The sequence below is a fragment of the Curtobacterium sp. MCSS17_006 genome (genome assembly GCF_003234215.1).
In the GTDB taxonomy this organism is placed as follows: Bacteria; Actinomycetota; Actinomycetes; order Actinomycetales; family Microbacteriaceae; genus Curtobacterium; species Curtobacterium flaccumfaciens.
In genome coordinates, this window is sequence record NZ_QKSO01000010.1 from 47,297 (window position 1) to 61,477 (window position 14,181).

The window sequence follows — 14,181 nt, forward strand, 5'->3', positions numbered from 1 at the left end:
ACTAACCGTCATTGTGCCACCCGAACGAGGGGCGCGCCGAACGGCCGGGCGTGTCAGACGCCCGTCTGTCGGGTCGTCAGGCGTTCATGAACTCGCTCGGCTGCAGCGCTCGGCCGACGATGCGCACGTCGCCGATCGAACCGACGAACACGTTGTCGAGCTTGTCGCCGTAGCGGTACCCACCGAGCAGCCACGGCTTGCCGATCGTGCTGAGACCGCGGTTCGGGGTGGACGGGTTCCGCACGACCGGGCACCCGTCGACGTAGAGCACGGTGTGCGTCCCGTCGTTCACCACGGCCACGTGCCACCAGGCGCCGAGCGGCAACTCGTGTCCCCAGTTCGTCAGTGATCCGTCCTGGCTCGCCGGGTACACGCACCACTGCAGTTCGCGGTCCCCCGACAGGCTCAGCGTCACCGCGGGCTCGTCCGGGTCGCCGTCGGCTCCGGTCGCCTTCCCCACCTGGCCGGCGCTCGAGTACTGCGACAGCAGGGCGCTGAACCCGTTCGTGCTCGGGTCGAACGTGGTCGGCAGCGCGAAGAACGCCTCGACCGTGTAGCCGCGGGGGAAGTGGGTCCGGTTGAGCGGTGCCGTGTCGACGGTCTGCAGGTGGTCGCCGCCGGTCTTGCCGCCCTGCAGCGCGAGGCTGCCGGCGCCCGGCTGGTCGGGGTGGTGCGCCGCCGTCCAGCGCAGCGCCCCTGCGACGGCACCGGTCCGCCGGGCGACGACCAGGTCGTTGCCCTTGCCGCTCTGGTCGCGCACCCGCGTCGTCGGCGCGAGCGCCGCCCCGTCCGGGTTGCCGTCGAACCGCCAGTACGCCAGCGTCCCCGGTACCAGCATGCGTGCCGCCGGCCGGGAGGCCCGTGGTGCGACCGGCGCGAACCCCGCGAAGCGCGCGTCGAAGTCCACGGCCATGGTGAAGCGGTCGACGTCGCCGCTGAGCGCGGTCTCCTGGGCTGCGAGCTCGTTCGCGTCGCCGAGTCCGCCGGCGAGCAGGAAGGGCGACAGCGTCTCGACGTCGATGATGTTCCGCTCGAGGTCGACGTGGTACAGCCGGATCATGGCCGCGCCGCCGTAGTAGCGGTTCTGGTAGTTGGTCAGGTGCAGGGCGACGTCGTGTCCCACGGCGTTCTTCGCCGTGGTGCGGCCCGGACCCCAGTAGTGCCCGTTGAGCGTCAGGAACACCTGGTCGTGCTTCGAGATGAAGGAGTCCCAGAGCTGCTGGCCGTAGGGGTCGAACGCCGCCCCGCCGCTGGCGTCCGAGTCGACGAGGGCGTGCGTCGTGAGGATGACCGGAGCGTGCGGCCGGGCGGCGAGCACGGAGCTGGCCCAGGCGAGCCCGCTCGCGCTCGTCCGCCAGTCGAGTGCCAGGACGACCCACTCGCGGCCGGCCGCGGTGAACCGGTGGGCGGTGTTGTAGCCGTCGGGGCTCGAACCGATCCAGCCAGGAGCCTTCCGGAACCGCTGCGGACCGAACACGTCGAGGTACGGGGTGCGGCCGCGCTGGTCGTCGGACGAGGAGTCGACGTCGTGGTTGCCGGCGAGCACGCTGTAGGGCGCCCCGGCTCGGTCGAGCACGTCGAAGACCGCACCGGATGCGCGCATCTCGGACGCCGCACCGTTCTGGGTCAGGTCGCCGAGGTGGACGAGGAACACCGTGTTGTGCCGGGCCTGCTCGCGGACGACGTACTCGAGCGAGGCGCGCATCGGTGCCTGGTCGACCGCGGCGCCGTCGAACATGTACTGCGTGTCCGGCATCACCGCGACGGTGAAGCGTGGCGAGGTCGTGTCCGGGCGCCACCGTCCGGTGTGGCCGCGCACCACGGCTGCCTGCGCGGCCGCGGCCGATCCGCCGAGCGCTGCCGGAGCCGCAGCGGGTGCCGCGGTCAGCGCGTCGGCGACGGCCGGGGCGCTGCCGAAGCCGTTCGACGCCACGAGTCCGGCGGCACCGGCGAGTCCGGACCCGACCAGGAAGCCCCGGCGGGAGACCGGGATGCGCTTGCTGCGCTCTCCGGCGTGGTCGTTGGCGTCGTCGCGGTCGTCAGGGCTGTTCTGCACAGCACCGCACCGTACGGATCGCGGGGGAACGCCCCGGGTCCGTTCCGTGAACTCCAGACCGGCCGCGGCTGCCGGTTCGGTGTGGACCGGTGAGGGCTCCTACAGCTTCTCGATCGGGGCGATCTTGATGAGGAGCTTCTTGCGGCCCGCGGAGTCGAACGCGATCTCGGCGATGCGCTTGGCGCCCTGCCCCGTCACCGCGGACACCGTGCCCTCGCCGAAGTCGACGTGCTTGATGCGGTCGCCGGCGACGAGTTCCATGTCGCCGTTGTCGCGCACCTGCCCGGACACCCGGTTCGCCCACTCGGTCTTCGGACGGGTCTTCGAGGCCGCTGCTGCACGGTCGTACGAGCCGCCGCCCCAGCCACCACCACCGCGGTAGCCACCGCCGCCGCCACCACCGCCGCCGAAGCCGCCGTCACGCTTGGCGTTCAGGGCGCGGGGCTGCGTGCCACCGCGGCTGTTCGCCATGCCCGGGGACTGCTTCCACTCGATGAGCCCCTCGGGGATCTCCTGCAGGAAGCGCGAGGGCATCGCCACGTTCACATCGCCGAACTGGGCACGGGTCATCGCGAGGGAGAGGAACAGGACCTTCTTGGCGCGGGTGATGCCCACGTAGAACAGCCGGCGCTCTTCCGACGGACCGCCGGGTTCGTTGGCGGACATCCGGTGCGGGAGCAGGTCCTCCTCGACGCCGGTCAGGAACACCGCGTCGTACTCCAGGCCCTTCGCGGTGTGCAGGGTCATCAGCGAAACCGTGCCCGAGGAGTCGTCGAGCTCGTCCGCCGCGGCGACCAGCGAGACCTCGGTCAGGAAGTCCGACAGCGTGCCCTCGGGGTTGTTCTTCTGGAACTCACGCGTGACGGCCACGAGCTCGTCGATGTTGTCGGCGCGGGCGGCGTCCTGCGCGTCGGGCGACTTCCGCAGGTTGTCGAGCAGCCCGGAGCCGTCGAGCAGCTGCGTCAGGGTGTCGACCACCGGCTGCGTCGGGGCCTTCTCGGACACGGCGTCGAGCAGCGCCGCGAACTCCGTGATGGCGTTGCGCACCTTCGGCCCGAACCCGAGCTCGCCCGCGTGCCGCAGGGCGTCGCGCATGGTGGTCTCGTGCTCGTCGGCGTAGCGCTGCAGCGTGGTCTCGGTGACCGAGCCGATGCCGCGCTTGGGCACGTTGAGGATGCGGCGCAGGGCCATCGGGTCAGCCGGGTTGGCGACCGTGATCAGGTACGCCATGGCGTCCTTGATCTCGGCACGCTCGTAGAACTTGGTGCCACCGAGCACCCGGTACGGGATCGCCGCACGGATGAAGATCTCCTCCAACGCACGGGTCTGCGAGTTGGTCCGGTAGAACACCGCCATGTCGCGGTAGTCCATGCCGTCTTCACGCAGGCGCTGGATCTCGTCGGCGACGAACTGCGCCTCGTCGTGGCCGGTGTACCCGGTGAAGCCGACGATCTTCTCGCCGGCGCCGACGTCGGTGAACAGGCTCTTCGCCTGGCGGTCGAAGTTGTTCGCGATGACGGCGTTCGCCGCGTCGAGGATGTTCTGCGTCGAGCGGTAGTTCTGCTCGAGCAGGATCGTCTTGGAGTTCGGGAAGTCCCGCTCGAACTCGACGATGTTGCGGATGTCCGCCCCGCGGAAGGCGTAGATGGACTGGTCGGAGTCGCCGACCACCGTCAGGGACGCGGGGGCGATCGAGCCGTCGGTCTCGCGCATCCGGGCGACGTGCTGGCCGGAGTCCTCGAGCTTGTCGACCTGTTCGACCGGCACCGGGCGGGTGAGCTCGCGGATCAGGGCGTACTGGGCGTGGTTCGTGTCCTGGTACTCGTCGACCAGGATGTACCGGAAGCGGCGCTGGTACAGGGCGGCGACGTCCGGGAAGGCGCGGAACAGGAACACCGTCTGGCCGATGAGGTCGTCGAAGTCGAACGCGTTCGCCCGGCGGAGTTCGTTCGTGTAGCGCCGGAACACCTCGGTGAACATGACCTCTTGCGGGTCGTTCACGTTGATGTTGCGCGCGTAGGTGTCGATGTCCTGCAGCTCGTTCTTGAGCTTCGAGATCTTCGACGCCGCGGCGCCGACGGTCAGCCCGAGGGAGTCGGCCTCGAGCTCCTTGATGATCCGCTTCAGCAGCGCCTTGGAGTCGGCGGAGTCGTAGATCGTGAACGACTGCGGGAACCCGAACCGCTCGGCTTCGCGCCGCAGGATGCGCACGCACGCCGAGTGGAACGTGGAGATCCACATCCCCTCGGCCTCGCCACCGACCAGGGCCCGGACGCGCTCGCGCATCTCGGCGGCGGCCTTGTTCGTGAACGTGATCGCCAGGATCTGCGACGGCCAGGCTTCGCGGTTGGCGAGCAGCAGCGCGATGCGGCGGGTGAGCACGCTCGTCTTGCCGGAACCGGCGCCGGCAACGATCAGCAGGGACTCGCCGCGGTACTCGACGGCTTCCTTCTGCTGGGGGTTCAGACCCGCGGTGAACGGGTCTTCGTACGCGCGGGCACCGGCGCCCGGCTCGGGCGTCGATTCGAAGGGGTCGAGCACGATCGTCATGTTCGGGACATTCTAGGCGAGACCCCCGACAGCGACCTCGTGCGGCAGGATTGCGCCGTGGCGATCACACCGGACCGACCTGACGTCTTCGTGCTCCCTGCGATGTCGGCCGCGATCCCCGCCACCCAGGACGTCCTCTGCATCCTGCCCCCGGACGGGCGCGACGACCCCGCCGCGATCATCGAGAGTCACCGTCGTGCCCGTGCTCAGCGGTCTCGACAGGACACGGCGGGGTGCCTGGTCCCGCTGTCGGTCGGCCTGGTCACCGCGGTGCTGTGCCTCGCCGCACTCGGGGCTCTCGCTGCGTCGACGTTCCCGAGGAGTGCCCGGCTCGTCGTCACCGTCGTGGTGTTCCTGGTCGTCTCGTCCGCCGTCGCGATCCTCGTCGATCGGCGGCAACGGCGACGGCCACCGGAGCAGCCCCTCCCGGTGACACCGATCGACCCTCGGGTCGCTCGTCTCGCGCCCGGGGACCTGCCCGCGGCCGAGGTCATCCGCGCCTCGGCAGTCCTGCAGTCGCTCGACCGTGCTCGTGCCGACCTCCGGAAGGGTGAACACGACGCCGACCTGACGGACGCGCAACGGACGGTCTCGCCCGGCGACCGGAGCACCTGGTTCTTCCGGCCCGAGGACCTGGCCGGGCTCCGGACCGCTGCCACGTCCGCACGCGAGGAGGCCACCGAGGTCCTCCGGTCAGCCGGCATCCCGCTCGAGGCGCTCGAGGACTGACCGGGCACGCACCGCCAGGTCGGGGTGGTCGGCGAACACCCCGTCGAGTCCGGTGCGGATCACGGACGTGAACCACCGCTCCCAGTCGCCGAACGCCGCGACGTCCCCACCACGACGCAGCGGCGACGGCAGGAACCGGTTCTCCGGCCGGAGGGTCCACGTGTACACCGCGAGCCCCACGGCATGGGCGCGGTCGACGATTGCGCTGCGCACCGGCGTCGGGTCGTCGAGTGCGACGCTGTCGACGCCGGCCATCAGGGTGCCGAGGTCGACGCTGATGCCGTGGAACTCGGTCGCGAACGACGCCAGCGCGTCCTCGGAACGCTCGGCGGCGTAGGTGGGGGCGACCGACCCGTGGGACGCGACCTCGTCCGCGGCGCTGCCACGGGCCTCCTGGAGGTACACGAGCCGACCACCGGTCCCCCGCTCGCGCAGGTCCCGCAGCACGCCCTTCTCGAAGCTCTCCACCGTGAGCCGCTCGTCCTGCCGCCACCCGGCCTCGCCGAGCGCGGCGTCGACGAGTGCGCCCATCGGGAACCCGGCACGGTCGAAGGACGCGGCGTGCTTGACCTCGGCGACGAGCCCGACCGGGCGGGGCGCCGCGTCGAGGATCGCGAGCAGGTCGACGAGCCGCAGGATCGGCTGCGCACCGTCGTGCTCGGCGGATCCCGGACGCAGCACCGGCAGGCGCTCGCGGGTGCGGAGCGTCTGCAGCTCGGCCCACGTGAAGTCCTCGGTGAACCAGCCGGTCAGGGTCTGGCCGTCGACGGTCTTCGTCGTGCGCAGGTGCCGGAACTCGGGGTGGTCGGCGACGTCCGTGGTGCCCGAGACCTCGTTCTCGTGCCGGAGCACCAGCACACCGTCCTTCGTGGGCACCAGGTCCGGTTCGATCGCGTCGGCGCCGAGTTCGATCGCGAGCTCGTACGCGCTCCGCGAGTGCTCGGGACGGTAGCCGGACGCACCGCGGTGGGCGATCACGAGGGTCATGGCGCGACCCTACTTGCCGCGGGTGAGCAGCGGGGCGCCTGTGTCGCGGGACACACCCGGCGCTCCGAGGCCCGTCGTTCCCAGCGACGACGCCGAGCATCACCGCATGACCGTCCGTTCGCTCTCCACCGCCGTCGAGGCCCGGATCGACCGGGCCGCGCGCCGTCTGCTCGACGCCGGGCACCAGCCGCACCGGCCCGTCCGGGTGTTCGTCACCGAGTTCCTGGTGTTCGGCGCGAAGCAGGCCTGGGCGTGCGCGTTCGGGGCGCTGCTGCTCGCGACCATGGCCGTGGTGCACCTCACCGTGCCGGCGGCGATGCGGAACGACGTCCTGACGATCGCGGCCGTGCTGCTGCAGGTCGGGATGCTCGTGTTCGGGCTCGAGACCGTGCGGGAACTCCGGGTCGTCCTGCTGTTCCACGTCGTCGGCACCGTGATGGAGGTGTTCAAGACCCACATGGGCTCGTGGACCTACGAGCCCGGAGGGCTGCTCGTCGTCGCCGGGGTGCCGCTGTTCTCGGGGTTCATGTACGGCGCCGTCGGGTCGTACATGGTGCGGGTCTACCGGCTGTTCGACCTGCGGTTCGACCGGTACCCGCGGCAGTGGCTGCTGGCGGTCGTGGCGGGCGGGATCTACCTGAACTTCTTCGGCCACCACTTCGTCGCCGACGCCCGGTACGTGCTGCTCGCGCTCGTGCTGCTGCTCTTCACCCGCACGACCATGCGCGTCCGGATCCACCGGGCGACGCTGCGGATGCCCGTCCTCGTGGCGATGGGCCTCGTCGCGGTGGTCATCTGGGCGGCGGAGAACGTCGCGACCTGGGCCGGGGCGTGGAGCTACCCGGCGCAGCTCGCGGTGTGGCAGCCGGTGGCGCCGACGAAGATCGTGGCGTGGTTCCTGCTCATGACGATCTCGGTCGCGCTCGTCACGTGGCTGTACCCGGCGCTGCCGTCGGGACGGGCGCGCTCGACGGGCTCGACGGCGGACTCTCGACGTCCTCGGGGCGCGCGTGCAGCAGGCGACCCTAGGCTTCCCTCGACGGAGCCCGCTGGGCCCGCGTCCGCTCGCCGCGAATCCTCAGCCTTCCGCGACCGAGCGCCCCTAGGCTGAGAGGACTCGAATCTCCTAGGAAGAGGACACCATGGCCTTCAAGCCCGGTTTCGACCAGTCCCCCGCCTTCAACGCACAGGGGGCAAACACCTGGGGCGGGCGCGGTGCTGGTCAGCAGCAGGCCGGCTGGGGACAGACCCCGCAGCAGGCCCAGGGCGGCATGACCCCCGAGCAGCTGCAGTACATGTACGACCGTCCGACTGCGTCCCCGGTGGACACCGACCGCATGTCGTACGAAGACACCATCGTCAAGACGCTGCTCGCGTTCGGCGTGCTCGTCGTCGGCGCGGTGGCCGGTTGGAACCTGCCGCCGGTCGTCTGGATCGTCGGCGCGCTCGTCGGGTTCGTCCTGGCGCTCGTCAACACCTTCAAGAAGAAGCCGTCGCCGGGTCTGATCCTGACGTACGCGTTCTTCGAGGGTCTGTTCGTCGGCGGTATCTCGAACTACTTCCAGACCGCGTTCCCCAAGGCCGACGGCATCGTCGCGCAGGCGGTGTTCGGCACGCTCGGTGTGTTCTTCGTCACCCTGCTCCTGTTCCGCTCGGGCAAGGTCCGCGCGACCCCGAAGGCCACGCGCTTCTTCCTGATCGCGATGGTCGGGTACATGGCGTTCTCCCTCGTCAACCTGGTCCTGATGTGGACCGGCGTGACGCAGAGCGCGTTCGGCCTGATGGGCGTGACGCTCTTCGGCATCCCGCTCGGTGTGCTGATCGGCATCTTCGTGGTCGTCATGGCGGCGTACTCGCTGATCCTCGACTTCGACCAGATCAAGACCGGTGTGGAGCGTGGCGCACCCCGCATCTACGCCTGGACCGCGGCGTTCGGTCTGATCGTGACGCTGGTCTGGCTGTACCTCGAGATCCTGCGCATCCTCGCCATCATCGCGAGCAGCTCGCGCAACTAGTACCACCGCACACGCGAAGGGCCCCGGCGTTGCCGGGGCCCTTCATCGTTCCCGGGCCGGTGGGCGCGAGAGCGGCAGCGGGACGGCGGTCCCGGGGCGGTCCCAGTGGTCACGACACCCCGCCGGTCGCCCGCCGAGTGGTCACGAAGTGTCGTCCGGGCCGGGGCCAGCCGACAGTTCGTGACCCCTCGGCACCGGGCCCGCGGGGTGTCGTGACCACTCGACGGCCCCGGCAGCACCCACGCCCCCGACTCCAGCCGCCCGAGGTCGCACAACCCGCCGCACGCGCAGCGCCCGGGTCGCGCGGACTGCCGTCGGACGTCGCGGCACACGGCAGTTCGTGCGCCTCCGGCACCGATCCCGGCGCCGCCACCGGACGCACGAAGGCCCGGCACGCGTGACGCGTGCCGGGCCCTCGTGGCTCAGGGGAGCCCTACTCCCACTCGATCGTCCCCGGCGGCTTCGACGTGACGTCGAGCACGACCCGGTTGACGTCGGGCACCTCGTTCGTGATGCGGTTCGAGATCTTCGCGAGGGTGTCGTACGGCAGACGCGTCCAGTCGGCGGTCATGGCGTCCTCGGACGAGACCGGACGGAGCACGATCGGGTGCCCGTAGGTCCGGCCGTCGCCCTGCACGCCCACGGAGCGGACGTCGGCGAGCAGCACGACCGGGCACTGCCAGATCTCCTGGTCGAGGCCGGCCGCTGTGAGCTCCTCGCGGGCGATCTTGTCGGCCGCGCGGAGCAGTTCGAGCCGCTCCTTCGTGACCTCGCCGACGATGCGGATCCCCAGGCCCGGGCCGGGGAACGGCTGGCGACCGACGATGACCTCGGGCAGCCCGAGCTCGCGGCCGACCGCGCGGACCTCGTCCTTGAACAGGGTGCGCAGCGGCTCGACGAGCTCGAACGTCATGTCCTCGGGCAGGCCGCCGACGTTGTGGTGCGACTTGATGTTCGCGGTACCCGCTCCGCCGCCGGACTCGACGACGTCGGGGTAGAGCGTGCCCTGCACGAGGAACTTGACCTCGGCATCGGAGTCGGAAGCCTTGGCCTCGAGCACGAGTGCCTCGGCCGCGCCCTCGAACGTGCGGATGAACTCGCGCCCGATGATCTTGCGCTTCTGCTCGGGGTCGCTCACGCCGGCGAGGGCGTCGAGGAACTGCTGCTCGGCGTCGATCGTGATGAGCCGGACACCGGTGGAGGCGACGTAGTCCTCTTCCACCTGCTTCCGCTCGTCGGCACGCAGGAGCCCGTGGTCGACGAAGACGCAGGTCAGCTGGTCGCCGACGGCCTTGTGCACCAGGGCTGCGGCGACGGCGGAGTCCACACCACCGGAGAGCCCGGCGATGACCCGCGCGGAACCGACCTGCTCGCGGATGCGGGCGACCTGCTCCTCGATGACGTTGCTGGAGTTCCAGTCGCCGGGCAGGCCCGCGGCACGGTGCAGGAAGTTCTCGAGCACGGCCTGGCCGTACACGGAGTGCTTCACCTCGGGGTGCCACTGCACGCCGTAGAGCTTGCGCTCGTCGGACGCGAACGCCGCGACGGGCGTCGACGCGCTCGAGGCGAGCACCTCGAAGCCGGCCGGTGCCTTGGCCACGGAGTCGCCGTGCGACATCCACGTCACCTGGTCCGCCGGCTGGTCGCCGAGCAGCGTGCTGGTGCCGGGGGCGAGCGTCACGTCCGTGGCGCCGTACTCGCGCAGACCGGTGTTCGCGACCTCGCCACCGAGGGCGGTCGCCATGGCCTGGAAGCCGTAGCAGATGCCGAGCACGGGGACACCGAGGTCGAGGATGTCACCGTCGAGGGACGGCGCGCCTTCTTCGTACACGGACGACGGACCACCGGACAGCACGATGGCCGCCGGGTCCTTGGCGCGGATCTCGTCCGCGGTGATGGAGTGCGGCACGATCTCGCTGTAGACGTTCGCTTCACGGACCCGACGCGCGATGAGCTGCGCGTACTGGGCCCCGAAGTCGACGACGAGGACGGGACGCTGTTCGGTCTCGCTCACCGAGCGGCCTCCTTCTCACGCTGCTGGGCAGCGATCAGCTCGTGGTAGGTGTCCATGGCCCGCTGCTGCATGCGGTGTTCGACCACGAAGGACATGAACGGGATGATGCCCCCGAGGGCGATGAGCAGGAAGCGCGACGGCCTCCAGCGCATGATGCTCCACAGACGGAAGTCCGTGAAGAGGTAGAGCACGTACAGCCAGCCGTGGGCGATGAGGATCGCGATCGACAGGTTGAACGTGCCCGGGGTCTCGCCCGCCGTGCCGTTGGGCACGAAGAACGGACCGTTGCCGAGCTGCATCTCGAGTTGCAGCGGCGTGTACTTGATGATGACCTCGACCACCAGGGCGAGCAGCAGCACACCGGTGATGTACGCCGAGACGCGGTACCACTTCACCGCCCCCGGGATCTTGGGGATGTCACGGGTTCGGACGGTCAGGGCCATGCCGGCAATCCTACCGTCGGAGCGCGTCGGCTTCGGTGGCGACCGCTGCCTCGCGGTCCTCTTCCTGCTCGCGCTCCCAGGCGTCCTTCACGAACCGGTACCAGAGGAACACGGCGAAGCCGGCGAAGACGACCCACTCGATCGCGTAGAACAGGTTGAGCCAGTCGAACTGGACCTCGCGCGACGGTGCCCGGTCGGCGATGGTGCCGAGGTCGGCGGCCTTCGCGGTGGTGCCGTCGGCGACCACGTACCCGAGGTACATGCGGTCGTCGAAGGCCTGCCAGGTGTTCACGAACCGGGCGGGGGCGACGGCTGAGTACTCGCCCTTCTTGTAGGCGTCCTGGTCGGGCGACTCGGCCGGGTAGTAGCGGCCCTGGATCGTGAGCGTCTGGCCGTCCGCCAGGCGCTCGCCTCCGGCGACGGCGGCCGACCGCTGGTCGGACCACCCGATGACGACCGGGAGGCTCGCCCCACCGTCCGAGTCCACCAGGTGTCCGACGGTCTGGTACTTCCCACCCCCGGTGCGGCCGGTCAGGACGGTGGTGTCGTCGGCGACGAAGGTCCCGGTGACGGTGACCTTCTGCCCGGCGAGACTCTCGCTGACGGGGCGCTCGGGGGCGGTGACCGCCTCGAGCGTGCGGCGGGTCTCGGTGGTCGCCGGCAGGGGCTTGCCGTTGGCGATCGACCGCTCCAGCTGCCACTTGCCCAGCCCGGCGAACACCGCCGCCAGCACGAGCGCCAGCAACAGCAGCGCGATCCACCTCGGTCGTCGGGCAACGGCCCACATCTGTATCAGTACTCCGGATCGCGCTGTCGGACCGGGCGCTCGGGGCGCTCGGCGGGGATCTCGACCGGCGACGTCACGGGTGCGGACGTCGGCTCGGACCCCTCATTGTCTCGCTCGTCCCTGCCAGCCGCCTCGACGAGCGCGAACTCCTCGGCGAACTGGCGGTCCCGCTCGGCCTTCCGCGCCGCGGCGGTGGCGTCCGCCTCGGCCTCGGCCGCTTCGGCGCTCTCGGCGGCGGCGGCGGCGACGGCACGTCGGCCGCCCAGGCGTCCGCGCAGGCGGATGAGCCGGCCCGGGCGCACCACGAGGCGGCCGATCCGGTCCGAGTTCACCGCGAGCAGCGGCCCGAGGACGGCCATGCAGAGGACGTAGAGGCCCGCGAAGGCGGTGATCCGCGCCTCCAGCCCGGCGGCAGCCGACAGCGTCGCGAGGATCAGCGCGAACTCGCCACGGTTCACCAGGATGACGGCGGTGTTGATGCCCTGCTGGACGTTGAAGCCGTTCATGCGCGCGACGATCTGGCCGGCGACCGCGTTGAGCACGACCGTCATGCCGATGGCGCCGAGGACGGGCCAGAGCACCTCGCCGAAGGTCGACAGGTCGAGGCCGAGCCCGAAGTTGACGAAGAAGAACGCGGCGAAGACGTCGCGCATCGGCAGGGCGAGCTGTTCGATGCGGTCGCGGTACCGGGTCGCTCCGCAGAGCAGGCCGATGACGAAGGCACCGATGGCGTCGGTCACGCCGAGCAGGTCGCCGATTCCACCGAACATGACCGCGAGTCCGAAGAACAGCACCGTGAACAACTCGTCGTCACGGGTGGCGAAGATCTTCGACACCCACTTGCCCGCGAAGCGCGCGAGCGTGAACATCACGATGAGGAACCCGAACGCGAGTGCCAGCTTGCCGACGACGGCCCAGACGTTGGTGTCGCCGGAGAGCACGACGGAGACGATCGCCAGGTAGACGGCGATGAAGACGTCCTCGATCACGGTGACGCCGAGGATCATCGGGGTCTCGTCGTTCGCCAGGCGCCGGAGCTCGATGAGGAGCTTCGTCACGATGGCGCTCGAGGACGTCGCCGTCATGCCCGCGATGATCAGGGCTTCTCGGGTGCCCCAGCCGAGCGAGAACCCGAAGGCGAACCCGACGCCCATGTTGATGACGACGTAGGTGCCGCCCGACACCAGGAGCTTGCCGGCGTTGCCGTAGAACTCCTCTTGGTCGAACTCGAGCCCGAGGTTGAACAGCAGCAGGATGAGCCCGAACGTCGCGACGAGCTCGATCGTGTGGGACTCGACGCTCAGCCCGAACCACGGCGTGTTCGGACTCGCGACGAGTCCGACCACCATGTAGATCGGGATGGCCGGCAGACCGATGGTCTTGCCGAGCCGGCCCAGGACGTAGGCGATGACGAAGAGCACACCGATGGTGAGCAGCTCACCACCCAGGTGCATGCGCTAGCTCTTCCGCGGGGCCTCGGCCGAGGCGGCCGCAAGCTCTCCGCTGCGGTAGAAGGAGAACGCCTTGGCGACCTTCTCGGGGGATCCGGCGACGACGATCGTGTCTCCGGGGAAGACGACGAAGTCCGACGAGGGCGCCGGGTTGGCGCTGTCGCCACGGACCACGGCGACGACGGTCAGGCCGATAAAGCCGGAGTCGTGCAGGTCACCGAGGGGCTTGCCCGCGATGGCGTCGTCGTAGTCGACGGAGAACCAGTCGATGGACAGCCCGGGGATCTCGTCGAGCTTGTCGAGGCCCTCGGTGATCCGGGTGCCGCCGAGCAGTTCGGCGAGCGTGTGCGCTTCGTCCTCGCTGAGACGCAGCGAGACCTTCTCGGACTTGTCCGCGCCGTCGGAGACGTCGGCGAACGAGATGAGGTCGGAGTGCCCCGACCGGTGCGTGATGACACCGCACTTGCCACCGTCGTCGGTGTAGAAGCTGTGCAGCACGCCGACTCCGGGGAGTTTGACGCGATGGACGTCGACCATGATGGCTCCCTCTTCGAGTACCCCCATGCTAACCACCCGGTGGTCCCGCGCATTCCTCCCGCTACTGTTCTGTGGATGGGGAGAACACGGGTCGTCGTGGCCGTCGTCGGGGTGCTGGTCGTGGCGCTGTACGCAGCCTTGCTCGCGGTGCAGCAACTCGTGCTGGATCCGCTCGCGGCGGTGCCGGGCACCTCGCTGGACGCGATCCACGCGCACCTCGAGGGGCAGGGGTTCGACGTCCGCGGTGACGTCGTCGCCATCCTCGTCACCGCGGCGATCGGTGTCGCGCTGGCGCTCGTGGTCGCGACGGTGACGCTCTGGCGGCGCGTGGAACCGCACTTCGTCGTCGCCTGGATGCTCGGGATCATCGCGGCGGGTGCGGTCCCGTTCTTCGTCACCGGCTTCCAGCTCGGCATGGACGTCGCCGACGGCTACGGGGTCAGCGGCGGCGCCCACACCGCCTGGGCCGGTGTCCTGTACGTCACGAGCCTGGTCGCGTTGGTCGCGATCCCGGTGGTGATCGTGTTCGGCGAGCGGCGGCGCGCCCTCCGGGCAACGTCGGGACCGCGGGTCGCCTGACGGACGCGAGTCGCGCCTCCAGGCCGTTCGTCA

The 14,181-nt window shown here is 70.2% G+C and carries 12 protein-coding genes; 4 read left to right on the plus strand and 8 right to left on the minus strand.

Annotated features, from left to right (window positions below; genetic code table 11):
• Positions 1-76: 76 nt before the first annotated feature.
• Positions 77-2,056 carry a LamG-like jellyroll fold domain-containing protein gene (locus DEJ21_RS10955; protein WP_111224613.1) on the minus strand — a complete coding sequence of 660 codons (1,980 nt, stop codon included), beginning with the start codon at positions 2,054-2,056 and terminating at the stop codon, positions 77-79.
• A 99-nt stretch (positions 2,057-2,155) separates the two neighbouring features.
• On the minus strand, positions 2,156-4,606 hold the full coding sequence (locus DEJ21_RS10960) for an ATP-dependent helicase (RefSeq protein WP_110863185.1): 2,451 nt from the start codon (positions 4,604-4,606) through the stop codon (positions 2,156-2,158).
• Positions 4,607-4,663: 57 nt separating this feature from the next.
• Here DEJ21_RS10960 and DEJ21_RS10965 point away from each other — a divergent pair, with 57 nt between their 5' ends.
• Positions 4,664-5,335, plus strand: a complete 672-nt coding sequence (locus tag DEJ21_RS10965; RefSeq protein WP_111224614.1) for a hypothetical protein — start codon at positions 4,664-4,666, stop codon at positions 5,333-5,335.
• Here DEJ21_RS10965 and DEJ21_RS10970 read toward each other — a convergent pair.
• The gene (locus DEJ21_RS10970; RefSeq protein ID WP_111224615.1) at positions 5,300-6,322 is read right to left on the minus strand and encodes a glycerophosphodiester phosphodiesterase family protein; all 1,023 of its coding nucleotides are present in this window, start codon (positions 6,320-6,322) and stop codon (positions 5,300-5,302) included. The two genes, DEJ21_RS10965 and DEJ21_RS10970, sit on opposite strands and share 36 nt — an antisense overlap.
• 106 nt (positions 6,323-6,428) lie before the next feature.
• Between DEJ21_RS10970 and DEJ21_RS10975 the strand changes: the two genes are divergently transcribed.
• Positions 6,429-7,433 (plus strand): DUF817 domain-containing protein, encoded by a 1,005-nt coding sequence (locus tag DEJ21_RS10975; RefSeq protein WP_111224616.1) that lies wholly within the window; start codon positions 6,429-6,431, stop codon positions 7,431-7,433.
• 31 nt (positions 7,434-7,464) lie between these two features.
• Entirely contained in the window at positions 7,465-8,337 is an 873-nt protein-coding gene (locus tag DEJ21_RS10980) for a Bax inhibitor-1/YccA family protein (protein WP_111038510.1), read from the plus strand.
• 433 nt (positions 8,338-8,770) lie between these two features.
• On the opposite strand, the gene guaA is transcribed toward DEJ21_RS10980, so the two are convergent.
• Genes guaA through DEJ21_RS11005 form a run of 5 tightly spaced genes read right to left on the minus strand, consistent with a single transcriptional unit; the run spans position 8,771 to position 13,569 of the window.
• Positions 8,771-10,351 (minus strand): glutamine-hydrolyzing GMP synthase, encoded by a 1,581-nt coding sequence (guaA, locus tag DEJ21_RS10985; RefSeq protein WP_111023308.1) that lies wholly within the window; start codon positions 10,349-10,351, stop codon positions 8,771-8,773.
• Entirely contained in the window at positions 10,348-10,794 is a 447-nt protein-coding gene (locus tag DEJ21_RS10990; RefSeq protein WP_017885467.1) for a DUF3817 domain-containing protein, read from the minus strand. Before DEJ21_RS10990 ends, guaA begins: the two co-directional genes overlap by 4 nt.
• A gap of 10 nt (positions 10,795-10,804) precedes the next feature.
• Complete coding sequence (locus tag DEJ21_RS10995) at positions 10,805-11,581, minus strand: SURF1 family cytochrome oxidase biogenesis protein (protein WP_111224617.1); 777 nt, start codon at positions 11,579-11,581, stop codon at positions 10,805-10,807.
• Between the two features lie 5 nt (positions 11,582-11,586).
• On the minus strand, positions 11,587-13,035 hold the full coding sequence (locus tag DEJ21_RS11000; RefSeq protein ID WP_111224618.1) for a cation:proton antiporter: 1,449 nt from the start codon (positions 13,033-13,035) through the stop codon (positions 11,587-11,589).
• A gap of 3 nt (positions 13,036-13,038) precedes the next feature.
• Positions 13,039-13,569, minus strand: a complete 531-nt coding sequence (locus DEJ21_RS11005) for a cation:proton antiporter regulatory subunit (protein WP_017885470.1) — start codon at positions 13,567-13,569, stop codon at positions 13,039-13,041.
• A gap of 75 nt (positions 13,570-13,644) precedes the next feature.
• Here DEJ21_RS11005 and DEJ21_RS11010 point away from each other — a divergent pair, with 75 nt between their 5' ends.
• Complete coding sequence (locus DEJ21_RS11010; protein ID WP_146247754.1) at positions 13,645-14,148, plus strand: hypothetical protein; 504 nt, start codon at positions 13,645-13,647, stop codon at positions 14,146-14,148.
• The last annotated feature ends 33 nt before the right edge of the window (positions 14,149-14,181 follow it).

What these genes read in the sequence shown, in the direction of transcription:
- DEJ21_RS11010 (WP_146247754.1), top strand. Translation starts at nt 13,645, where the DNA reads ATGGGGAGAACACGGGTCGTCGTGGCCGTCGTCGGGGTGCTGGTCGTG.
- DEJ21_RS11005 (WP_017885470.1), bottom strand. Translation starts at nt 13,569, where the DNA reads ATGGTCGACGTCCATCGCGTCAAACTCCCCGGAGTCGGCGTGCTGCAC.
- DEJ21_RS11000 (WP_111224618.1), bottom strand. Translation starts at nt 13,035, where the DNA reads ATGCACCTGGGTGGTGAGCTGCTCACCATCGGTGTGCTCTTCGTCATC.
- DEJ21_RS10995 (WP_111224617.1), bottom strand. Translation starts at nt 11,581, where the DNA reads ATGTGGGCCGTTGCCCGACGACCGAGGTGGATCGCGCTGCTGTTGCTG.
- DEJ21_RS10970 (WP_111224615.1), bottom strand. Translation starts at nt 6,322, where the DNA reads ATGACCCTCGTGATCGCCCACCGCGGTGCGTCCGGCTACCGTCCCGAG.
- DEJ21_RS10990 (WP_017885467.1), bottom strand. Translation starts at nt 10,794, where the DNA reads ATGGCCCTGACCGTCCGAACCCGTGACATCCCCAAGATCCCGGGGGCG.
- DEJ21_RS10960 (WP_110863185.1), bottom strand. Translation starts at nt 4,606, where the DNA reads ATGACGATCGTGCTCGACCCCTTCGAATCGACGCCCGAGCCGGGCGCC.
- DEJ21_RS10980 (WP_111038510.1), top strand. Translation starts at nt 7,465, where the DNA reads ATGGCCTTCAAGCCCGGTTTCGACCAGTCCCCCGCCTTCAACGCACAG.
- DEJ21_RS10975 (WP_111224616.1), top strand. Translation starts at nt 6,429, where the DNA reads ATGACCGTCCGTTCGCTCTCCACCGCCGTCGAGGCCCGGATCGACCGG.